The sequence below is a fragment of the Cysteiniphilum halobium genome (assembly GCF_003574425.1).
GTDB classification, from domain to species: domain Bacteria; phylum Pseudomonadota; class Gammaproteobacteria; order Francisellales; family Francisellaceae; genus Caedibacter; species Caedibacter halobius.
Genome location: NZ_QLIU01000011.1, coordinates 1 through 22,457, shown reverse-complemented (window position 1 = coordinate 22,457; position 22,457 = coordinate 1). Strand labels below are relative to the sequence as shown.

Annotated in this window: 19 protein-coding genes; 4 read left to right on the top strand and 15 right to left on the bottom strand. The window is 38.0% G+C overall.

Annotation, left to right across the window (positions count from 1 at the left end; all coding sequences use genetic code 11):
• Nucleotides 1-148 precede the first annotated feature (148 nt).
• Complete coding sequence (locus tag DNK85_RS02850) at nucleotides 149-679, top strand: hypothetical protein (RefSeq protein WP_119328075.1); 531 nt, start codon at nucleotides 149-151, stop codon at nucleotides 677-679.
• A 66-nt stretch (nucleotides 680-745) separates the two neighbouring features.
• Here DNK85_RS02850 and pheT read toward each other — a convergent pair whose 3' ends face one another.
• Both pheT and pheS read right to left on the bottom strand, forming a co-directional pair.
• On the bottom strand, nucleotides 746-3,127 hold the full coding sequence (gene pheT / locus DNK85_RS02845; protein WP_119328074.1) for a phenylalanine--tRNA ligase subunit beta: 2,382 nt from the start codon (nucleotides 3,125-3,127) through the stop codon (nucleotides 746-748).
• Nucleotides 3,128-3,378: 251 nt separating this feature from the next.
• Nucleotides 3,379-4,392 carry a phenylalanine--tRNA ligase subunit alpha gene (pheS, locus tag DNK85_RS02840; RefSeq protein WP_119328073.1) on the bottom strand — a complete coding sequence of 338 codons (1,014 nt, stop codon included), beginning with the start codon at nucleotides 4,390-4,392 and terminating at the stop codon, nucleotides 3,379-3,381.
• A 324-nt stretch (nucleotides 4,393-4,716) separates the two neighbouring features.
• Between pheS and gloA the strand changes: the two genes are divergently transcribed.
• Both gloA and typA read left to right on the top strand, forming a co-directional pair.
• Nucleotides 4,717-5,109, top strand: a complete 393-nt coding sequence (gene gloA / locus DNK85_RS02835; RefSeq protein ID WP_119328072.1) for a lactoylglutathione lyase — start codon at nucleotides 4,717-4,719, stop codon at nucleotides 5,107-5,109.
• Nucleotides 5,110-5,285: 176 nt separating this feature from the next.
• Complete coding sequence (gene typA / locus DNK85_RS02830) at nucleotides 5,286-7,103, top strand: translational GTPase TypA (RefSeq protein ID WP_119328071.1); 1,818 nt, start codon at nucleotides 5,286-5,288, stop codon at nucleotides 7,101-7,103.
• Nucleotides 7,104-7,231: 128 nt separating this feature from the next.
• Here typA and DNK85_RS02825 read toward each other — a convergent pair whose 3' ends face one another.
• The 6 genes from DNK85_RS02825 to DNK85_RS02800 all read right to left on the bottom strand — a co-directional run bounded on the left by DNK85_RS02825 (nucleotide 7,232) and on the right by DNK85_RS02800 (nucleotide 12,764).
• Nucleotides 7,232-8,455: an aminotransferase class V-fold PLP-dependent enzyme gene (locus DNK85_RS02825; protein ID WP_119328070.1), complete on the bottom strand. Its 1,224-nt coding sequence runs from the start codon at nucleotides 8,453-8,455 to the stop codon at nucleotides 7,232-7,234.
• A 484-nt stretch (nucleotides 8,456-8,939) separates the two neighbouring features.
• Entirely contained in the window at nucleotides 8,940-9,134 is a 195-nt protein-coding gene (locus DNK85_RS02820) for a type II toxin-antitoxin system PemK/MazF family toxin (RefSeq protein ID WP_119328069.1), read from the bottom strand.
• Entirely contained in the window at nucleotides 9,127-9,363 is a 237-nt protein-coding gene (locus tag DNK85_RS02815; protein ID WP_119328068.1) for a hypothetical protein, read from the bottom strand. The genes DNK85_RS02820 and DNK85_RS02815 overlap by 8 nt, the downstream gene beginning before the upstream one ends.
• 48 nt (nucleotides 9,364-9,411) lie before the next feature.
• The gene (dnaB, locus tag DNK85_RS02810; RefSeq protein WP_119328078.1) at nucleotides 9,412-10,794 is read right to left on the bottom strand and encodes a replicative DNA helicase; all 1,383 of its coding nucleotides are present in this window, start codon (nucleotides 10,792-10,794) and stop codon (nucleotides 9,412-9,414) included.
• A gap of 29 nt (nucleotides 10,795-10,823) precedes the next feature.
• The gene (locus DNK85_RS02805; RefSeq protein ID WP_119328067.1) at nucleotides 10,824-11,870 is read right to left on the bottom strand and encodes a recombination-associated protein RdgC; all 1,047 of its coding nucleotides are present in this window, start codon (nucleotides 11,868-11,870) and stop codon (nucleotides 10,824-10,826) included.
• 93 nt (nucleotides 11,871-11,963) lie between these two features.
• Complete coding sequence (locus DNK85_RS02800; RefSeq protein ID WP_119328066.1) at nucleotides 11,964-12,764, bottom strand: outer membrane protein assembly factor BamD; 801 nt, start codon at nucleotides 12,762-12,764, stop codon at nucleotides 11,964-11,966.
• An 87-nt stretch (nucleotides 12,765-12,851) separates the two neighbouring features.
• Here DNK85_RS02800 and rluD point away from each other — a divergent pair, with 87 nt between their 5' ends.
• Nucleotides 12,852-13,937: a 23S rRNA pseudouridine(1911/1915/1917) synthase RluD gene (gene rluD / locus DNK85_RS02795; RefSeq protein ID WP_119328065.1), complete on the top strand. Its 1,086-nt coding sequence runs from the start codon at nucleotides 12,852-12,854 to the stop codon at nucleotides 13,935-13,937.
• Here the strand turns inward: rluD and thrC are convergent.
• The 7 genes from thrC to galE all read right to left on the bottom strand — a co-directional run bounded on the left by thrC (nucleotide 13,919) and on the right by galE (nucleotide 22,360).
• Nucleotides 13,919-15,220: a threonine synthase gene (thrC, locus tag DNK85_RS02790; protein ID WP_119328064.1), complete on the bottom strand. Its 1,302-nt coding sequence runs from the start codon at nucleotides 15,218-15,220 to the stop codon at nucleotides 13,919-13,921. The two genes, rluD and thrC, sit on opposite strands and share 19 nt — an antisense overlap.
• A complete protein-coding gene (locus DNK85_RS02785) occupies nucleotides 15,217-16,212 on the bottom strand; it encodes a homoserine kinase (protein WP_235842361.1) in 996 nt (331 codons plus the stop codon). The genes thrC and DNK85_RS02785 overlap by 4 nt, the downstream gene beginning before the upstream one ends.
• 352 nt (nucleotides 16,213-16,564) lie before the next feature.
• Nucleotides 16,565-16,903, bottom strand: coding sequence for an endonuclease domain-containing protein (locus DNK85_RS02780; protein WP_119328063.1), 339 nt, complete (start codon nucleotides 16,901-16,903; stop codon nucleotides 16,565-16,567).
• A gap of 347 nt (nucleotides 16,904-17,250) precedes the next feature.
• The gene (gene thrA, locus DNK85_RS02770) at nucleotides 17,251-19,716 is read right to left on the bottom strand and encodes a bifunctional aspartate kinase/homoserine dehydrogenase I (RefSeq protein ID WP_235842360.1); all 2,466 of its coding nucleotides are present in this window, start codon (nucleotides 19,714-19,716) and stop codon (nucleotides 17,251-17,253) included.
• A gap of 176 nt (nucleotides 19,717-19,892) precedes the next feature.
• Nucleotides 19,893-20,861, bottom strand: coding sequence for a porphobilinogen synthase (gene hemB / locus DNK85_RS02765; RefSeq protein ID WP_119328061.1), 969 nt, complete (start codon nucleotides 20,859-20,861; stop codon nucleotides 19,893-19,895).
• 1 nt (nucleotide 20,862) lies between these two features.
• Nucleotides 20,863-21,147, bottom strand: coding sequence for a ribosome assembly RNA-binding protein YhbY (yhbY, locus tag DNK85_RS02760; RefSeq protein WP_119328060.1), 285 nt, complete (start codon nucleotides 21,145-21,147; stop codon nucleotides 20,863-20,865).
• A gap of 217 nt (nucleotides 21,148-21,364) precedes the next feature.
• Complete coding sequence (galE, locus tag DNK85_RS02755; protein WP_119328059.1) at nucleotides 21,365-22,360, bottom strand: UDP-glucose 4-epimerase GalE; 996 nt, start codon at nucleotides 22,358-22,360, stop codon at nucleotides 21,365-21,367.
• Nucleotides 22,361-22,457 lie beyond the last annotated feature (97 nt).

The window sequence follows — 22,457 nt, the reverse complement described above, 5'->3', positions numbered from 1 at the left end:
AACGTAAAAAACATGGTCGGTTACAGTCTAGCTATTTCCGGTATGGCTTGGATATGATTGCTAATGCTTATCAAAGAGCAGCTTTTAGCATAAGAGATTTTAAGCTCTGCCTTAAGATTTTAAATCGACCATTACAGGAGCTACTCAAATGAAAAAATCATCGTGTACAGAGAGCTCACTTGTATCTATATTGACTATTATTTTATGTATTATTTTTATTCCAGAACATTCAGTTCTAGGTACAATTTATGGTATTTTGACAGGTGTTTTTACTGCACTTTATCGCGTCTCATCTTTTGATTTTTCCAAAAAATATAAATTCTCTAGCGTAGCTATACTGTCTGTAAGGCTTTTCTTTCTTTGGTCTGCTTCATTAATACTATGGTTGATTAGTGATCATCATATTTTAAGTACATTTGTTTCTTTAAATTCAAGTCGGATTCTAATAATTTTTATTCTTATGGCAGTGCTTGGTATGATTTTACCAAGTTTTTTTGGTCAAATTGCTTTACAGAAGCTTAAACCTTATTTGTATTCGCGCTTTGTCACGACTGTGCCTGTTGTTGTTTTGCTTTTGCAGGGTTTAATAATTGGTGATTGGAGTATAACTGTCTCTTTTATCTGTTTACTTGCTACAATTATTTTAAATTTAGAATCACTGTTAAGTAAAAGATCTTAATGCCAAGAATTATTATATATCATGATTGAAACAAAGAACCTAATTCAAAGGCTTCTAAATAACGTATTACTCACGAAGATTTGCATTAGCATTTTCTTTTAGAGATTTAAGAATTTTACGCATGGCATTATTCATAAGCTCATCAGTTAAGGTTTGTGTTTTATCTTGAAATGTTAGGTTCAAAGCAATACTCTTCTTATTCTCTGGTAGATTATCACCTTGGTAAACGTCAAATAAATCAACTTGATTTAGTAAACTTACATCCGCTTTATTAACCGCGTCAATTAAGCTTTGGGCACTGATATGACAATCAACAATCACAGCAATATCGCGTGAAACCGATGGATACTTAGATATCGCCATAAATTGGGCGATATCTTTATTTAAAATTCTACTGGTTTGCAATTCAAACACCACCGGTGATTTACCTTTGATTTGCAATACCTTCATTACATTTGGGTGCAATACACCAATAACACCAACCTTTTCACCATTTTGATAGATATAAGCAGATTGCCCTGGGTGCAGCCAATCAATATCTTCACAGATAACATAATTTACTGTCTTTTTATTTAATTGCAGCAGAGCCTCAACATCTGCTTTAACAGAGTAAAAATCGCTTGCTGTTTTTTCCTGCCAATTAAGTGGATTAATATTGCCATATACAAGCCCTGCAAAATGTGAGTATTCATGCGCTAGCGCTTCAGCGGATTGAAAACAAGTACCCTCTTCAAAAAGACGAATACGCGATTGCTGACGATTTAAATTGGCTTTAAACGTTGCCACAAGTCCTGGAATCAGTCCTTGACGCATTACTGACATATCTTGTGAAATCGGGTTTTGCAAAACCAAACCTTGCGCATCAAAAAACAACGCATCCCATTTCGGATCGATGAAGCTGTAATTAATCACTTCATGATAACCACGATTAATCAATGTATTTTTTAATGTACTCAAAGTGATGACTTGCTCAGAAACTTGCTGTTGTGACAATGTCACCTTGGGCAAAGTCATCGGTAAGTTTTGGTAGCCATACACTCGCCCCACTTCTTCGATTAAATCTTCTTCTATCGCCATGTCAAAGCGATAACTTGGTGCAATTGCCACCCATTTCACCTCATTGCTGGCATCTTTAATTGTCTTTAGAATAATGTTAAGTGCTGTTAACACTTCTTCGACAAAATTAGCACTAAAATCCATGCCTAGAATTGAGTTTAGCTTATTTAAGCGTAAGGGAATCTCAATAGGTGTTTCCTTATAATAATCCGCTTTGACGACCTCTCCAATCTCACCACCGGCAATATCAATGATCAAACGCGCGGCATAATCAATCGCATACTGACATAACTTTGGATCAACACCACGTTCAAAACGATGTGATGAGTCAGTATGTAACCCATATTGACGTGCTTTTCCAGCAATCGCCTTAGGCGTAAAATAAGCACTTTCTAAGAATATATTCTGTGTATTATTAGTCACTGATGAGTCAAGCCCCCCTATCACACCAGCAATCGCTAAAACATTCTCATCATCGGCAATGACTAAAGTGTCTGATTTTAGCGTTACTTCAGTTTCATCTAATAAGGTGATTTTTTCATTACTCTTAGCCATGCGCGCATAAACAGTATTGCCAATTTTATCAGCATCAAATGCATGTAGCGGTTGACCTAACTCAAGTAAAACATAATTGGTAATATCGACAATTACTGAGATTGATCTTAATCCTGAACGCCGTAAACGCTCTTTCATCCATAGTGGCGTTTGGGCTTGTGCATTAATGTTATAAATCATCCGCCCAAAATATCGAGGACATGCCTCCGACACATGTGAAAGAACTTGTTTTTGTACACCTTTAGTGATATTAGGCTCAATATTGCTAAGCGATTTAAGTTTGCTGCTGGTTAAAGCAGCAACTTCTCTGGCGATACCGTAAACACTTAAACAGTCTGCGCGATTAGGTGTCAAATCTACTTCTATAATATGGTCATCAAGTTGTAAATATTCACGAATATCAATACCGATAGGTGCATCTTCCGGCAAATCCATCAAACCTTCGCTTTCATCACTTAAGCCTAATTCTTTTTGCGAACACATCATACCATCCGATGACTGGCCACGCAGCTTACTTTTCTTTATCTTAAAATCACCAGGCAAACACGCTCCAATCTTAGCAACAGGCGCTTTCATACCTGCATAGATGTTTGGTGCACCACAGACAATTGTAACAAGTTCATCCTCTCCAATATCAATTTCACAAATATTAAGCTTGTCAGCATCTGGATGCTTCTCAATCTTTTTAATTTGTCCTACGACAACCTCTGAGAAATCGGGTGCAACTGCTTCAACAGAGTCTACCTCTAAACCTGCGTTTGTAAGCTTTTCACTTAAGACGCTTACCTCAAGCTTTTTATCTAAATAATTCTCTAACCAACTGTGACTAAATTTCATTTTGTTATCCTGTAATCTTTTGGAGGGCAATGCATGGTTGGGACAATTTATGGTAGGGGCAATTCATGAATTGCCCCTACCGATTGTACATTGCCATCATTAACCGTAAGGGTAATTCACAAACCGCCCATACAAATCGTGCATTGCCATAATTAACCGTAAGGATAATTCATAAACCACCCATACAAATCATGCACTGCCATCATTAACCGTAAGGGTAATTCACGAATTACCCTTAAAAATATACCTATTTAAAATTGTTTTAAAAACCGTAAATCATTTTCAAAAAACAAGCGTAAATCATTAATACCATAACGCAACATAGTCAGACGCTCAACACCCATACCAAAGGCAAATCCGCGATATTTTTCACTATCAATACCACCAGCTGTTAATACATTAGGATGGACCATGCCGCAACCCAAGATCTCAAGCCAACCCGTTTGTTTACACACGCGGCAGCCCTGCTTTTGGCACATCACACACTCCATATCAGCCTCTGCTGAAGGCTCGGTAAATGGAAAATATGAGGGGCGAAAACGCATCTTTAAATCTTTCTCAAAAAAGGCATTTAAAAACGCATTTAGTAAGCCTTTTAGATCAGTAAATGAAGTTTTTTCATCAATCCATAAACCTTCTATCTGATGAAACATTGGTGTATGTGTCATATCAGAATCACAACGATAAACACGCCCAGGGGCTATCATGCGAATCGGTGGCTCTTGTTTTTCCATTGCTCTAATTTGCACACCTGAGGTATGCGTTCTTAATACAGTATTTGGATTAAAATAGAACGTATCGTGCATAGCGCGTGCCGGGTGATGATCAGGAATATTTAACGCTTCAAAGTTATGATAATCATCCTCAACCTCAGGGCCATACTCAATCGCAAAACCCATCTTGCTAAAAAAGTCTTCAATACGCTGCATGCTTGTTGAAACTGGATGCAACGAGCCTTGTTCATAGCCTACACCTGAAAGCGTGACATCAATTTTTTCAGCAGCAAGTTGCTGTGCTAACTCTATTGCATTTAATACATCCAAGCGTGCTGTAATTGCCATTTGTAATTTATTTTTCGCTTCATTAACAGCTTGACCAAGTTTTGGCTTTTCTTTATCAGATAAGCTACCAAGTTGCTTCATAATCTCCGTAAGCTCACCTTTTTTTCCTAAATACTGAACACGAATATGGTCTAAATCTTGTCTATTTTTTGTATTTTCGACGTCTGTTAATGCTTTTAAGCAGATTTCATCTACAATTTGCATGCATGCTACCTTTATTCAATAATGTCGAGCATTATATACCCATCACAAACCAGTTTACAGCATTTCTGCTATTGAATTTCTTGCACTTTTGAATGATTTGATCTTGCTAATAGTCCTAGCTATTACCTGCAGTCCAATCACCCAAAATCATCAAAAATTTCTTCAACATTAAACACTATAAAATGGTTTACGATGGGTACATACCCACCTCAAGCCATTTTACAGAACTTCTTGCCTTATATTTTGCGTGATTTACCTTGTCATACCATAGCTGTTTTATTAACATTCTTTACAGCTTTTTTAACGTAAACAAAGGATAACATTATGCGTCTAGCTCACATTATGATTCGCGTTAATAATCTCAAGGAATCGATTCATTTTTATCAACATATTTTTGGAATGAATTTGCTTAAAAAAATGGATAATGAAGCTTATCGATACACTTTAGCCTTTATGGGCTATGGCAATGATATCAACACCATCACTGCCATTGAGCTCACTTACAACTGGGATACTGATAGTTACGATCATGGCAATGCTTTTGGGCATCTCTGTATTGAAGTCGAGGATGTTTATCAAAGCTGCGAGGCAATTAAAAAACAAGGTGGCACAGTCACTCGTGAAGCTGGACCTGTCAAAGGTGGTACCAGTATCATTGCCTTTGTCAAAGACCCTAATGGTTATCAGATTGAACTGATTAATAAGAAAGTCCGTTAGATTTACTAGCTAATTAAAGCACACATCAAACTTAAATATCAATGCAGATGACAACTTCAATGAGAAAATCTTTTCCCCCGTAACATGCAATTCTCACAAAAAAACATTGCGTATTTTAAATGTGACCGTACAATCACTAATCAATTTACGCTAACTCTTACAAAGAATATAATTTTATGATCGAAAATTTACGTAATATCGCGATTATCGCACACGTTGACCATGGTAAAACGACATTGGTTGACAAACTATTACAGCAATCGGGCACATTACAAACCCGTGGCGCTGAGGTTGAGCGTGTAATGGACTCCAACGACTTAGAAAAAGAGCGTGGCATTACGATTCTTGCCAAAAACACCGCGATTAAATGGAATGATTATCGTATTAACATCGTTGACACACCAGGACATGCTGACTTTGGTGGTGAAGTAGAACGCGTGATGTCCATGGTTGATTCAGTTCTTCTTTTGGTTGATGCCGTTGATGGCCCAATGCCACAAACGCGTTTTGTGACTGAAAAAGCATTCGCACGCGGCTTAAAGCCAATCGTTGTAATCAACAAAATTGACCGCCCAGGTGCACGCCCTGATTGGGTAATGGATCAAGTCTTTGACTTATTTGATCGCTTGGGCGCCACTGATGAGCAGCTTGACTTCCCCGTTGTCTACACATCAGCGTTAAACGGCTTTGCAACAATGGATGAAAGTGAAACAACGGATAATATGAATGCCCTATTTGAGACGATTGTTGAACGTGTGTCACCGCCTGAAGTTGATAAAGATGGTGCGTTTCAAATGCAGATTTCATCATTAGACTATTCAAGCTTTGTTGGTACCATCGGTATTGGTCGCATTAAGCGTGGTAAAATCAAAACCAATACACCAGTAAGTATTGTGGATAAAAATGGCAATACAAGACAAGGTCGTGTATTGCAAGTATTAGGACATATGGGGCTTGAACGTATTGAAGTGCCTGAAGCCTCTGCTGGTGACATCGTTTGCATCACCGGTATTGAGGGAATTAACATCTCTGATACTATTTGCGCATTAGACTGTGTTGAAGCACTTCCTCCACTATCTGTTGATGAGCCAACGATTTCAATGACTTTCCAAGTGAACAACTCACCATTTGCTGGACGTGAGGGTAAATTTGTGACTTCTCGTCAAATCAAAGATCGCTTGGAAAAGGAACTTTTACACAACGTTGCCCTTCGCGTTGAGCAACTTGATGATCCGGATAAGTTTAAAGTCTCTGGTCGTGGTGAACTTCATTTATCTATCTTACTTGAGAACATGCGTCGCGAAGGTTTTGAAATCGCTGTATCTCGTCCACATGTAATTTTTAAAGAAATTGATGGTGAGATGTGTGAGCCATATGAGCAAGCTATTATCGATGTTGATGAGCAATATCAAGGTGCTGTTATGGAAAAAATGGGCTTGCGTCAAGGTGAGCTTAGAAATATGGAGCCAGATGGTAAAGGTCGAGTGCGCTTAGAATTTATTATCCCATCACGGGGTTTAATTGGTTTTTACACTGAGTTTCTAACCATTACCTCAGGTACTGGCATTATCAATAAAATTTTTGATCATTACGGTCCTATGAAAAAAGGAATTATTGAGTCACGTTTAAATGGTACGTTAATCTCAAATTGTGCTGGTAAAGCATTAGCCTTTGCGTTATTTAATCTTCAAGAGCGTGGCAAGCTATTTATTGGTCATGGTGTTGAAGTCTATGAAGGCATGATCATTGGCATCAACTCACGTGATAATGATCTTACTGTCAACCCATGCAAAGGCAAACAGCTAACTAACGTACGCGCTTCTGGCAAAGACGAGAGTATTGTTTTAACCACACCGATTAAAGTTACTCTTGAGTATGCACTAGAGTTTATCGAAAATGATGAATTGGTTGAAATCACACCAAAGTCAATTCGTCTGCGTAAAAAAATGTTAACTGAATCAGATCGTAAGCGCCATTCACGCTCAAAAGAATAATCCGCTATAAACATAAACGTTGGCTAAGCGTTAGTCGAAGCCACTCATCTTTGCATACCCTTCGACTTTGCTCAGGGCACGTTTGGAATGGCTGAACTTGGATCATAGCCCAAATAATTCACTACGATCTACGCTAACATCTTAATCGCTTTCTGTAATCCCTGTACCAAGATATCGACATCTTCTTTCGTATTATAAATACCAAATGATGCACGCACTGTCGATGGTACATTATAGCGCTGTAATAATGGCTGTGCACAATGATGTCCAGTACGCACACAAACACCTGATAAATCCAACAATGTCCCTAAATCATTGGCATGGAATCCATCAATGACAAAAGTAATTACTGCGGCTTTATGCGCGCTTTTACCCAATATTCTAAGCCCTGAGATACTCTGTAATTTTTCTGTTGCATAGTGAAGTAGCATTTCTTCATGTGCTTTAATCTTACAAATACCAATGCTTTGCACATATTCAATCGCTTTGGATAAACCAATTACCCCAATAATATCCGGCGTACCAGCCTCAAACTTATAGGGTGGATCAGCAAATGTTGTTTCAGTCATTGTTACAAGCTTGATCATATCACCCCCGCCTTGATAAGGAGACATGAGTTTGTGCCATTTCTTTTTGGCATATAATACGCCAACACCTGTAGTACCATAGAGTTTATGTGAGGAAAAAGCAAAGAAATCACAATCCAAATCAACCACATCGATTTTTTGATGCACAACAGATTGTGCACCATCGACAACAATAGCAATCTCGGGGTGTGTTTTGCGGATACTTTGAATAATTTCCTTAATGGGATTAATCGTCCCCAACACATTTGAACAATGCGTTAATGAAATAAGTTTTGTCTTGTCCGTTAATAGCGCGGGTAAAACAGATAAATCAAGCTCACCCTTATCCGTTACCGGAATATATTTAATGGTTAATGGTTTATGTTTACTCATCAACTGCCATGGCACAATATTGGCATGATGCTCCATCTCGGTAATAATAACTTCATCACCATCATTAAAATACTGATCCAATAACGAGCTTGCGACAAGGTTAATCGACTCTGTTGTGCCTTTAGTGAAGATAATCTCTTCCATTTTCTGTGCACCAATGAAGTGCTGCACAATCTTACGCGTGCCTTCGTATTTCTCAGTCGCTTGATCACTTAGATAATAAACACCACGATGAACATTAGCATAGTCATTGGTATAACTCTCTTTCACTGCATCAATCACGATATTGGGCTTTTGTGCTGAAGCACCTGTATCTAAAAACACCACCGGCTTACCGTGAATGGTTTGCTTTAAAAAAGGAAAGTCCTGACGGATTTTTTGTATATCTAACACTTCAAATGCTCTATTACTGTAGTTAATTAACTGTTATATTCTATACCTATCACAAACCATTTTACACTATTTCTGCTATTGAATTTCTCGTACTTTCGAATGATTGGCTATTGCTAATAGCGAATGTGTTAAGAAGCAATGGATAGTTTCATTGTTTTATCAAATCAGCTCCTAAAGACTCTGTCAAGAACAGCTATTACCTGCACTCCAATCACTCAAAATTATCAAAAATTTCCTCAGCATTAAACACTTAAAATGACCTGCGATAGGTATATGCCAAAATGACATCAATGAGATAGCTTAAATAATTAAGAATGATTTATATTTTCTTTAAATCCTATTAATAAATCCAATTTACTAAAAATTTCCCCTCTTTCTTTGTCTGTAATACTGGTAATTAATGTCGGCTCTAACCTTATCATTAAAATTGATCGACACTGCTCGGGCAACGCAAAACTATCCTGTTGCAAGTGGTCTCTTGCCGTTATTTTACGTGCAAAACTTGGCTCTTATCATATGACTGTGTACCCAGTGGGCAAATAAATATGGGAGAGATACCACTATCAAGAAAAGTTTGATGTGTTAATACGATGACTGGTCTTTTTTTACCAATTTCACTGCCCTTATTTGGGTTTAAATTCGCCAAGTATACACCCGAACTCTTAAGGTGTTTAATCATCTTCTAAACCTTTTTCAATCTCATTCATCTCTTCTTGATAGCCTTCATTCTCACTCATTTGCACTAAGAATTGGGCTATTTTCTTACGTTCATTTTTGCGTTTTATAAGTGCTATTTCATGCTCGATAGCATGGGTAATAAATTTAGTTCTGGATAAACCTAGCGACTTTGCAATCAACATGCTCTCTTTCTCAAGTGAGTCATCCAACTTTAATGAGATTGTTGACATAGTAGCCTCCATATTTTTAAATATTTTTTAGTATATTACAAAATACTTTTAATGCACCCCAAACGGTACACTTTGCTCAAAGGTTAAATCAGCAAAGCGACAGAAACGTCCTTCAAAATGCACTTTAATACTCCCTATTGGACCATTACGCTGTTTGCCGATAATAATCTCACCTAATCCTTTATTGTCTTCTTTATCTTTGTGATAGACCTCATCACGATAAACAAACATAATCACATCAGCATCTTGCTCAATCGCACCGGATTCGCGTAAATCCGACATCATTGGACGTTTATCCGCACGATCATCAACACCACGATTAAGCTGTGACAAAGCAACGACAGGCACATGCAATTCTTTAGCCAATGACTTTAAGGCGCGGGATATTTCGGAAACCTCTTGAGTACGATTATTTTCATAGCCAGGGATTTTCATCAACTGCAGATAATCAACAACAATCATGCTCAAGCCACCTTGCTCTTTATAGAGCTTACGAGCACGCGAGCGCATCTCAGAAGGTGACAAACCAGCACTATCATCAATATGCATATTGAAATCTTTCGATAGCACTTCCATTGCTGTTGTGATCTTTGCCCAATGTTCATCTTCTAAGCGACCATTTCTTAGTGCATTTTGCTCAACACGACCAAGAGATGAAATCATTCTAAGCACAATATCTTCTGATGGCATCTCCAAACTAAACACAAGTACAGGTTTCTCAGCTCCTCTGGCGACATTCTCCGCTAGATTCATGGCAAAGGTTGTTTTCCCCATTGAAGGGCGTCCTGCAACAATCACTAAATTCGCTGGATGTAATCCTGAAGTTAACTCATCAAGATCAGTAAAACCACTGGAAATCCCCGTAATACCATCACTTGCTTCCATCATTGCATCAATGCGATCAATAACACTAGGGATAATATCACGTACCGATTTAGGTCCATCACTGCGCTGCGTATGACTCTCAGCAATCGCTAAAATTTTCTGCTCCGCAACATCTAAAATATCTTCGGCCTTACGCCCATCAGGGACATAGACCATATTCGCAATATCAGTGGCAGTATTTAAAAGTACACGTAATTTTGAACGCTCTTTGACAATTTCAGCATAAGCAACAACATTAGCAGCCGTTGGTGTGTTTTTGGCAATCTCCGCCAAATAATGAAGTCCACCTGCTTGCTCTAGGAGCTTCTCATTTGATAATGAATCGCTTAAAGTGATAATATCAAAGGGCGACTCACTTTGAATAAGCTTCTGCATTTGACGAAAAACAATGCGATGTTGCGTGCTATAAAAATCATCAGGACGTAAGATTTCTTCAATCTTAAACCATGCTTCATTATCCAATATCAAACCACCAATCACCGAGCGCTCAGCGTCAATTGAGGATGGTGGCCGCTTGATATTTTCAAGTTGGCTATTCAAAGACATTACTTCATTTGGATGCATAAGATGTTACATTATTGGTTTTGGTGGTCAATGGAGATATCTGCCACTTCACTATCTTCCCATGGCGCACTATCTTCATCATATATTTGAGTTGTTTCTTCTCGACTTTCAACAGGACTCATATCAGTCATTATGTCCGTTGTATTAGAGCTTTTACTCTCTTGCGATTCTTTGGCAAAAATTTGCATAATAGAATTAATAAACTCACGCAAAGTTTCTGCCATAATGATAAAATCAGCATCAAAACGTTCTTCTTTCGTTTCAGAGACAATATCATTAGCTTTGTCTTGCACAACCTCTAAAAACTTCAATGATTTCAACATAAACTCATCATTAATCACAAAGCTTAGCTGATCTTGCCATGACAATCCCAATTGGATAACCTCACGCCCCGAGTCAATCAATGACAAAATATCATCAGTAAATAGATTCTGACGCTGACAACGAATAATACCAGAAGCGTCTTTATTATCCTGCAACACACATTGATCTTCAATCGTAAAATCCTGTGGATATTCGTTTGTTTTAAGCCATTGGGTTAATAGCATAGAAACTGGCAACAATTCAGGGATACGAATTTTCAAACTACCTAAGGCTTTACGTAAATTAACCGTTAACACCTCTGCTTTTTTTGCTGATGACGCATTAACAATAAGCCATCCTGCTTGCGTATCAATATAGGCATTAATAACGGTATTACGGGTAAAAGCGCGTGGCAATAAGCTTTGATAAATTTCTTCTTTTAAAGTGTCTTTTTCTTTCTTTTTGACTTTACGTGACTCTCTTAACTCAATCTCCTCAACCTTCTCATCCAACACTTCTTTGATAACACCTGCTGGTACCATTTTTTCCTGGATTTTAAATGACACCATCATAAAACCAGATGCCGCATGCACCAATGGCGCATCTGGTGCTATTGGCGACACCCAACCCATCGAAATTGGTGCACTCGTTGAACACGGACTAAATACATGCTCAGCTAATTGTTTCTCAAGTTCTTCGGCTCTGACTGTAAAGTTTTCTGTAAACTGAAATAATGCTAAATTTTTAAACCACATAATTATTACCTTTATTCATTAAAATAACACCTTAATAACCCCAGTTATTAGACGCTTCAGATCTATGTTAATCAACTTTTCAATGATTAATGTTTACTTAAACACAACCGTTGGCCGTTTTGCCGTATCTTCTAAAGATTTCAAATAGGCATTGTTTGGATAGTTTGTCTTTAATACTTCCATTGATTTATCAGCAAGCTCAGGCATTTTTAAAATATCATAACTTCTAATCAAAAGAACTAATGCATTCTCAATGGAGTTACTTTGCGGGTATTTCTCGACTACGACCTTAGCGCGATTAATTGCCGCAACATAAGCTTCATGCTCATAATAAAAATTAGCAATATTATATTCATACTCGGCAACAATATTATTAATATAAACCATTCGACGTCTAGCATCTTCAGCATAAGGTGCTTTAGGGCTTAATATCACCGCACGCTTTAAATCATTAAAAGCTTGTAAATATGATGCTGGATCATGTTGTGCCATATCATATGGCAAACGGCGTTGTAAAAACCCGCGACCATTATCATAATTAATCACCCCCATCATATAGCAAACGTACCCCAAATGCTTTGATGTCGGGTAAGCGCGCAAGAACTGACGAGCTAACCCTAAGGCCATCTCAGGTTGTCCATCTTCGTAGTAGGAGTAAATCAACTCCAAATTACCCATTTCAGTATAGCTTTGGAATGGATATTGTGAATTTAATGATCTAAAGGTGTCAATCGCTTTATAATAATCACCATCTTTAACCTGCTGGTGCCCTTTACTATAAATATATTCAGCACTTTCCCCTTGGTATGGCAATGCCTTATTCGTTGTTGTTGAACATCCTGTCATTAACAAAATCGCGCCCAAGCCGCTTAATGCCAAACTAATTTTTTTCATCGATTACCCTTTAATTTATTACCGCCTTTGTTATTTATTGTTTACAATGATGCACAATTTAACGGGCGTCTTGATAGGATTCTATTTGTGCCACATCATACCGTATCTAAAAACATTCAGCAAAATGTTATTGCACCTGAAAGCTGTGCTGGTCAACGTTTGGATCAATGTTTATCCAACGTTTTTAGTGATTACTCACGCTCGCAATTACAAAAATGGCTAAAGCAAGGTGCTATTCTTGTTAATGGTGAGATCAAAAAAGCCAAAGATAAAATCATTGGTGGCGAAGAAATATCACTTAATGCTACACTCGAGGATAAAAATCACTGGCAGCCAGAGGATATTCCACTAGATATCATTTATGAAGATGATGATGTCATTGTGATTAATAAACCCGCGGGACTGACTGTCCACCCAGGGGCAGGCAACTTATCTGGTACATTATCTAATGCGCTATTAGCACACGATCCTGCATTTGCCAAAGTACCACGCGCGGGCATTGTTCATCGACTGGATAAAGACACCTCTGGGTTAATGGTTGCAGCTAAAAGTCTCAAAGCGCATGCATCATTAGTTTCACAATTATCAAAGCGCCAAGTCAAGCGTGAATATGAGGCGATTGCCACAGGTTATATTACCGTAGGCAGTACCATCAAAACTAAAATTGGTAGAAGCCCACATAATCGCTTAAAAATGGCGGTGACACCGACTGGCAAAGAAGCGATTACCCACTTTGTTGTATTGGAGCGTTATCGCGCGCATACACGCATTCGTTGTAAATTGGAAACAGGGCGCACACATCAGATTCGTGTACATATGGCACATATAAAAGCGCCACTGGTAGGAGACTCTGTCTATAATCCCAGATTAAAACTCGCACGCGGCTTATCCGATGAAGCACAAAATCTATTAAAAGACTTTAACCGTCAAGCATTACATGCTTATAAGCTGGCATTTATTCATCCAGTTAGTGGTGAAATTGCTGAATTTAGTGTCAAGCCCCCTAAAGACATGCAAAATCTCATTCATACATTGCGTCAAGATGCAAAGAGCTTGTATAGCTATGAGGACGATGATTTTAATGATGATTATTTTGAATTTACTGATGACTATGATGACTTCGACAATTCTAGTGACGACGAAGACTACGATAATTATGAGGATGAAGAATAAGCTCCAAAGTATGCCTGATAATGCTCTGTCAAGGCATTAAGATTTGCAGAAATTTCAATGCTTTCTTGTTTCTTTTCAAGTAGGTTTCTTAAATGTTCTGGTACTTTAATTTTCTCTTTGACAATCGGCTCGATCACTTCTTCAAACTTCGCTGGATGGGCGGTTGCAACAACGATATAATGCGCATCTTCAGATAAGTTTTCACGCGCAAAAAAAGCTGTCGCCGTGTGTGGACAAATAGGCATATCATACTCACTCTTTACTTTAGCAATCATCTTTTTAATATCACTATCAGATGCCTTAAATGCTCTAACCTCACGGGCAAAAACTTCAAAATCAGGGAAAAGTGCATAAAGACGCTCAAAGTTACTTGGTTTACCAACATCCATCGCATTAGCAAGTGTTTCAATACTTTTTTTATTTGGCAATACTTTATGATCCAAAAACTGCCCAATGACATTGTTTTCATTTTGTGCAATCACAATATCGCCAATCGGTAAGCCCATTTTTTTTGCCCAAAAACAGGCACAAACATTACCAATATTACCCGATGGTACGATAAAGTTTGCCTTCTTGCCATGCTTTAAAAAATACTGCCAAGCAATATACGCATAGTAAGTTGTTTGTGGTAAAAGTCGTCCAATATTAATGCTATTTGAGGTATTTAAATATGTATTATTCTGCCACCAATTATCGGCAAATGCGCCTTTAACCAATGCTTGGCAATCATCAAATGTTCCATTAACCTCAATTGCGCAAATATTACCTTGCCAACAGGTAATCTGTTTTTGCTGACGCATTGAGATTTTACCCTTAGGGAAAAGCACCATCACATTAATGTTTTTCTTTTGATAAAAAGCCGCAGCAACGGCAGAGCCTGTATCGCCTGATGTTGCCACCATAATCGTAAATTTTTTATCGGTTTTAATATGACTTAAGGCATTGGCTAAAAATCTCGCACCAAAATCTTTAAACGATAAAGTTGCACCATGAAAAAGCTCAAGTACCGATGTTTTTTGGTCGATATTTACCAATGGCAAGGGAAAGCTAAAACTATCATGGCATATTGTGCTTAGTTTATTTTCAAGCGCATCTTCTTTAAAAAAAGGAGTTAGCAGCTTTGTTGCAAAGTCAGGGTAACTGATTGCACTATCCAAATCCCGCCAATCAAACAATGGAAAAGCTTCAGGCACATACAGTCCACCATCTTCTGCTAAGCCCCTTTGTAATGCACTTGATATAGATACAGCTTTTGCATCACCTCTTGTACTTATAAATTTCATAACTCCTCCTTTGCGATAACATGCCCGCCTTTTGCAAATAAGCTTGTGATATAGTGTTTGGCTGTTAACCCTTCTTTAATAAATACTTCAACTAATTCATTTGCAATCATTATTGCATCATTTTTATTGTCACTTAAAGCAAATATAGCAGGACCAGAACCAGAGATACCAAATCCAAACGCACCAAGCCTAATTGCTTTTTCTTTTGCTTGATCAAAGCCTTTGATCAGCACTTTGCGTTTTGGCTCAATTAATACATCTGCAAAATGTCTTTTAAAGCGCACAAGATCACCTTCAAAAAGCGCGCTAATTATCGCCGCAGTTTTGGCACTTTGTGCAACAAACTCTTTAATCGTAAAAGGCACATCAATTAACTTTCTTGCCTCTTTAGTTTCAACTTTCAGATCAGGTACAATCAAACTAGCATATAAACCTAAACTAGGCAGATGAATAAACTCACATGGCTTTGAGCTTTGTAATAATACTAAGCCTCCAAACATCGCAGGCACAGCATTATCCCCATGATAAACGCCCCCTGATATAAGGCTTTCACCATAAATGGCATAATCAATTAACTGCTCTTTTACTAACGGCTTTACTAAGAACTCATTAACTGCAAGTATTGCCGCAACTGAAGATGCGGCAGAACCGCCAATGCCAGAGCCTAAAGGAATGCCTTTTTCAATGGTAATATCCAAACCAAGTGATAGCTGATGATCTTGCAAGAATTTCTTTATTACCGCACCACAGACATTTTTATCAACATCCAAACTTAGATCTTTGTCTGTTAACACACCACAGATTTCTTTGATCACCAACTGCTTATCACTACGCTTTTGCAAGTGTACTTTGTCACCCACACCAGCTATTGCAAAGCCCATAAGATCAAATCCCACCGCAAAGTTCGCACTGGTTGCTGGCGCAAATGCGCTTACTTTAACTATCTTTTCATTTATTTTTATTTTCTTTATTCTTTTTATCATTTCATTCATTAATTAAATCCTTTACCTCTAAACGCACATTCCCCCTCACCCGACAGGCTTTGCCTGCCGACCTCTCCCGCAAGGGGAGAGGTAAGTTGTTTTCCAATACGCTGATGCATTACTAATTTTATATCTAGTTCCTCGCCAAAACAGTCTCACTACAACTCACTCCACTAGCTACCTCCCACACTTACGCGAAAGGTAAGTTGTTTTCCAATACGCTATACGCTAATTGCATTAGCAATCTTAGGTTTGATTCCTAATAAAAACAACCTCTCGAGCTTGCTTCCACCATTTACCTCTCCCCTTGCGGGAGAGGTCGCACTGCATTTGCAGTGCGGGTGAGGAGTGTTGTCATCTATCACTTCTGCAACTCCTTATAAATATTATTCAGCACATCTTCTGTTTTTTCCAAAATATCATGATTCCAAAAGCGTAATATTCTATATCCTTTACTCACTAGGTTCTGTGTTCTTACCTCATCCAAAGCCTTTTTCTCCATATTATTATACTGACCTCCATCACACTCAACAATCAGCTTCTTTTCAAAACAAACAAAGTCGACAATATACGAGTCAATGATAACTTGTCTTCGGAACTTATAGTTTCCTAAATGACGATTTCTTAAATAATACCAAAATGTTTGCTCAGCATTGGTTTGATTTGTTTTTAGCTGCTTTTGAAATATTTTAATATTCACAATTTCCCCTCACCCGACAGGGTTTGCCTGCCGACCTCTCCCGCAAGGGGAGAGGTGAGTTGTTTTCCAATATGCTGATGCATTACTAGTTTTATATCTAGTTCCTCGCCAAAACAGTCTCACTACAACTCACTCCACTAGCTACCTCCCACACTTACGCAAAAGGTAAGTTGTTTTCCAATACGCTAATTGCATTAGCAATCTTAGGTTTGATTCCTAATAAAAACAACCTCTCGAGCTTGCTTCCACCATTTACCTCTCCCCTTGCGGGAGAGGTCGCACTACATCTGTAGTGCGGGTGAGGGGTGTTTTTTACACTTTCACTAGAATATCGTTTAAACTTTGCCTTAATTAGAAATCGCCAAAACATCGCCAAAAACCCCAGCAGCAGTAACTTCAACACCAGCTCCTGCTCCTCTTATGACCATCGGTGAATGATGATAACGCTTGGAATAAATAAGTACCATGTTATCAGCATCATCTAAGCTGACAAATGGACTGTTTTGCGGCAACGGCATAACGGAGACTTTCGCCTCACCTGTATTTAACACTTCTCCGACAAAATGGATTGCTGAAGATTTGCCTTGCAAAGTTTTAAGCTGTTGTGTCAATTCCTTATCATAGGTTTTGATTTTCTTTAAAAATTCTTCTTTTGAGCATAATCTTAAATTTTCGGGTGTTAAATTTTGAACTTCAACATCAGTTAACTCAAGGCTTAAACCAATTTCACGCGCCAAACACACAACTTTACGTGCAACATCCATACCCGATAGATCCTCACGTGGATCCGGTTCTGTATAGCCTTTATCATAAGCTAATATCAGACTTTCAACAAAACTTTTACCTTTATTGACTTCATTGAAAATAAAGCTCAATGTCCCTGAAAAAACCCCTTGAATTTTATGCACCTTATCCCCTGTTTTTTGCAAAGTCTCTAAGGTACTAATTAGCGGCAATCCTGCACACACATTGGCTTCATATTTAAACGAAACATTATAATTGTGTGATACCTCACGCAGCTTGTGATAATAATCCATCGACTGGGTATTAGCATATTTATTTGGTGTCACTACATGGATGCCTTGTGCTAAAAAATCCACATAAGTTTTGGCAATGCCAACACTTGCTGTTGCATCAACCAATACCTTATGTGCACAAGAAATAGATTGTAGATATTGCGCTAAAGTATTTTTATCTGCTTTACTATCACTTACTTTTAATAGATTAAGTATATTATTTTCTAACAAAAGATCATCACCAGTTAATAATTTGGTTGAACTCATTACGGCAACTAAACGCAAATTAATATTTTGCTGTTGTAACTCTTTCTGCTGTTGTTTTAGTTGACGTATAAGCTCAGCACCTATTCCACCTACGCCAATAAGCGCAATAGATATTTCTTGTACTGGCGGATTTTTTGCTTGCTGATGAATTAAATTCAGCGCTAAATCTTCATCTTCTTTTTTAACCGTAACCGTAATACTACGCTCAGATGAGCCTTGAGTAATTGCATGAATATTAATCTTAGCATCAGCTAATGGTTTAATGACGCGCGCCAAAGCCCCAGGCTGCGCCCTTAATCCATCACCAACCGCTGTAATCATCGCATAACCCGTATCACAATGAATATGCTCGATATCACCACGTTCAATCTCCGCTTTAAAATGACGCTCTAACGCTTTGGTGGCACGCTTGGCAAGCTTTGTTTCAATTGCAAAGCAAATAGAGTACTCAGAGCTTGATTGCGAAATCATCATCACTGAAACTTGTGACTGCTCAAGCACACTAAAGACTTTCGCCGCCATACCAGAAACGCCAATAATACCAGCACCTTGCACACGCATTAAGGCAACATTTGAGATACTCGTTAAACCTTTGATAAGGTATTGTTCAAGGTTTGTTTTATCCAATGTACGAATAATCTCAGTGCCTGCCTTTTGTGGTTCATAGCTACTTTTTATCTCAATCGGAATCCCCATCTCCATCATTGGATTAATCGTTAAGGGATGAACAACCGACGCTCCAAAATAGGCAAGTTCCAACGCTTCTTTGTAGGATAACTGTTTAAGTTGACGCGCAGTTTTAACCACTTGTGGATTCGCGCTATAGACACCTGCAACATCTGTCCAGATTACAAGCTTACTTGCCTGTAAAAGTTTCGCAAAAATTGCAGAAGAATAATCACTACAATTCATCCCTAAAATACTGCGCACACCATCTTGGTTTTGTGCAATAAAGCCAGTAATAATATAAATCTTATGCTTGCAATCCCTAAATATTTGGTCGGCTGCTTGTTGACTTTTTTGCCAATCAACACTCACAGGTTTATGATTGTCATCAACAAATAGTACCTTTGATGCATCGACAAACTCAGCTGCAATACCCTTATGTTGCAAGGCGGCAGTTAAAATTTGTGCTGACCAAAGCTCACCAAAACCTAAAATAAAATACTCCAAAGCATCACCACAAATTCCACTTAATGCAATCGTCGTTAACATTTGTTTTAAATGTGCAATATCATGTTCAAACACACTTTTAAGCTCAATATTTTCAGGACATAATGCGGTAATAAGAGATAAATGATGGTCAGAAAGTTGGGCAGTTACTTTACTGGTATCTTTATTTTCCAAAGCAAGTTCAATTGATTTTTTCAATAAACTTGTGGTTTTGCCACTTGCAGAAACAACCACTGACTGAGGTGTCATGCCAATTATATTCAGTACACGCTCAATTTTCACCATATCTGCAAGACTGCTACCACCAAATTTATGCACGATATATTCCATCAATAACTCACCTTCAAAAATTAGCATGAGGTTTTATTATATAAAGATTATTTGGCAGAATTCATTATAAAAAATCAACTATTTGGCGATGTTGATATTAGCGCTTAATTTTAAGCAAGCAAGTACAAATCATAGCTTTTATTAATGCATACCCTGCGACTTTCTCAGGGTGCGGCAAGTGCTTTTAGATTCTGCGTGACTACTTATACCCACTTAGCAACATCGAGTGCACTATAGGTAAGAATGATCTTAGCTCCAGCGCGTTTTATCGCAGTTAATGATTCAAGAGTAACCCCTTTTTCATCAATCCAGTCCTTTTCAGCAGCAGCCTTGATCATTGCATATTCGCCACTGACATGATATGCCACGATTGGTAAAGTGCTATTGTTTCTGACATCCTGGATAATATCCAAATAACTTAAAGCAGGTTTAATCATTAAAAAATCAGCACCTTCATCTTCATCCATTTGTGCTTCTTTAAGTGCTTCTTTTTTATTACGATAATCCATTTGATAAGACTTTCTATCGCCCTTAGGCGTTGAATCACATGCACTTCTAAAAGGGCCATAGAAACTTGAGGCATATTTCACCGCATAAGACATAATGGCAACTTCAGCGTAATCTTCTTGATCCAAGGCATAACGCATCGCCTGAATCATGCCATCCATCATACCACTAGGTGCGACAATATCAGCTCCAGCCTTAGCATGTGAGGCCGCTGTTTTTTGTAATATTTCTAAGGTCTGATCATTATCAATTTCATCATGATGCACAATACCACAATGACCATCTTCTGTGTATGCACATAAGCAAACATCCGTGGCAATAATCAATTGAGGATAAAGCGCTTTGATCTTAGCAATTGCCTGTTGCACAATACCATTATCTGCGTAGTTTTCTGAGGCATATTGGTCCTTTTTTGCTGGAATGCCAAACAACATAATCGATAAAATGCCCGCTTTCTTTATCGTATCAATCAGTTCAGGTAACCGATCTAGTGACCAATGATATTGATTTGGCATTGCAGTAATTTCGCGCTTGATATTTTCACCATGCACAACAAATATCGGATACATTAAATCGCTCACATGTAAGCGTGTCTCAGCAATATGTTCTCTTAAAGCTTGAGTGCGACGCAATCTTCTTGGGCGCGTCACTGGGAAAAAGCCCATATTACGCTCCTTTTTTCTTTGGTTTTTTGCGATATAACACCGATATATTACCAATTAATTGCACCAGTTCACATTTGGTTTTCTCACAAATCTCCTCAGTCGTTGCTTGACGCACGTCTTTTTCAGTACCTGCTATTTTAACCTTGATGAGCTCATGTGCTGTTAATGCTAAATCAATCTCAGTTAATACATTGTTAGTTAAACCTTTTTCCCCTAATAATACAACAGGGTTTAAACTGTGTGCTTGGGCTTTTAGCTGCTGACGTTGTTGCGATGTTAATGCCATATTTTCCTCTGTATTTTTAATTGTATTTATAAACTTAAGTCATAATGAAAAAATAAGTTGCTTCAACTATTATCTCACCCTTTGAGGAAGAAGCAATATAGCATAAGCCACGCAGGTGAGAGGTAATTGAAACTCAGCCTATTTTTCATTAGCTGTTTAGGCAATTTTACACTTATTTGCTCAAGCTTAACTAGCTTTACTTTTTGTCCTATTGACTTTATTGATTACTCTGCCAACGCCAACTGTCGATCATCATCTGTTGAATATCACGTGTTGCTTGCCAATTAAGCTCTTTTTTTGCCTTTGAACAATCAGCCCAGCATTCATCAATATCACCAGCGCGTCGTGGTTTTATTTCAAAGGGGACTTTCTCGCCTGTAGCTTTTTCAAATGCATCAATCACCTCTAGCACAGAGTAACCATTACCGGTGCCTAAATTCCATACATAACAACCTTTTTTATCTTTAATATATTCATATGCCTTTAAATGCCCTAATGCCAAATCCACTACATGAATATAATCGCGCACACCTGTGCCATCGGGCGTATTATAATCATTCCCAAAAACTGACAATTTTGCCAACTTGCCACTTACAACCTGTGTCAAATAAGGTAATAAGTTATTTGGTACTCCATTTGGCAACTCACCAATCAAACCACTCTTATGCGCACCAACGGGATTAAAATATCGAAGTAATGCAATCGACCATTGATTATCAGCAAAAGCGAGATCTTGCAAGATTTTCTCGACCATTACTTTAGAAACACCATAAGGGTTAGTCGGTGTGCCAATGGGGCAGTTCTCGGTAATCGGAATTTCTTTGGGATTACCATAAACTGTGGCTGATGAGCTAAACACAAAGCTTTTGACATTATTTTGCTGCATGACTTTTAATAAATTAAGCGTACCTGCAACATTATTATCGTAATACTCTAAAGGCTTAAAAACACTTTCTCCTACTGCTTTTAACGCTGCAAAGTGGATCACCATCTTAATATCATATTGCCCAAAAACCTGTTGCAATATATTTTTATCACGAATGTCACCTTTAACAAATATTGGTTTTTTGTTGGTTATCTCTTTAATTTGATTAATAACCTTATCACTGCTGTTATAAAGGTTATCTAAAATAACAACGTCCAAGCCTGCTGTTAAAAACTCAACCACTGTATGCGAGCCGATAAAGCCTGTACCGCCGGTTATTAAAATCATGTTTGTCCTATTGATAACACTATTATATTTTCAATGCTGCTAATCTAACAAATTAGTAAAATAACGCCAATGAGAAGTTCTCTGTACACGATGATTT

Bases quoted from the DNA above. Each gene is read 5' to 3' on its own strand.
- DNK85_RS02850 (WP_119328075.1), top strand. From the start codon at position 149: ATGAAAAAATCATCGTGTACAGAGAGCTCACTTGTATCTATATTGACT.
- pheT (WP_119328074.1), bottom strand. From the start codon at position 3,127: ATGAAATTTAGTCACAGTTGGTTAGAGAATTATTTAGATAAAAAGCTT.
- pheS (WP_119328073.1), bottom strand. From the start codon at position 4,392: ATGCAAATTGTAGATGAAATCTGCTTAAAAGCATTAACAGACGTCGAA.
- gloA (WP_119328072.1), top strand. From the start codon at position 4,717: ATGCGTCTAGCTCACATTATGATTCGCGTTAATAATCTCAAGGAATCG.
- typA (WP_119328071.1), top strand. From the start codon at position 5,286: ATGATCGAAAATTTACGTAATATCGCGATTATCGCACACGTTGACCAT.
- DNK85_RS02820 (WP_119328069.1), bottom strand. From the start codon at position 9,134: ATGATTAAACACCTTAAGAGTTCGGGTGTATACTTGGCGAATTTAAAC.
- DNK85_RS02815 (WP_119328068.1), bottom strand. From the start codon at position 9,363: ATGTCAACAATCTCATTAAAGTTGGATGACTCACTTGAGAAAGAGAGC.
- dnaB (WP_119328078.1), bottom strand. From the start codon at position 10,794: ATGTCTTTGAATAGCCAACTTGAAAATATCAAGCGGCCACCATCCTCA.
- DNK85_RS02805 (WP_119328067.1), bottom strand. From the start codon at position 11,870: ATGTGGTTTAAAAATTTAGCATTATTTCAGTTTACAGAAAACTTTACA.
- DNK85_RS02800 (WP_119328066.1), bottom strand. From the start codon at position 12,764: ATGAAAAAAATTAGTTTGGCATTAAGCGGCTTGGGCGCGATTTTGTTA.
- thrC (WP_119328064.1), bottom strand. From the start codon at position 15,220: ATGAAATTTATAAGTACAAGAGGTGATGCAAAAGCTGTATCTATATCA.
- DNK85_RS02785 (WP_235842361.1), bottom strand. From the start codon at position 16,212: ATGAATGAAATGATAAAAAGAATAAAGAAAATAAAAATAAATGAAAAG.
- thrA (WP_235842360.1), bottom strand. From the start codon at position 19,716: ATGCTAATTTTTGAAGGTGAGTTATTGATGGAATATATCGTGCATAAA.
- hemB (WP_119328061.1), bottom strand. From the start codon at position 20,861: ATGGGCTTTTTCCCAGTGACGCGCCCAAGAAGATTGCGTCGCACTCAA.
- yhbY (WP_119328060.1), bottom strand. From the start codon at position 21,147: ATGGCATTAACATCGCAACAACGTCAGCAGCTAAAAGCCCAAGCACAC.
- galE (WP_119328059.1), bottom strand. From the start codon at position 22,360: ATGATTTTAATAACCGGCGGTACAGGCTTTATCGGCTCGCATACAGTG.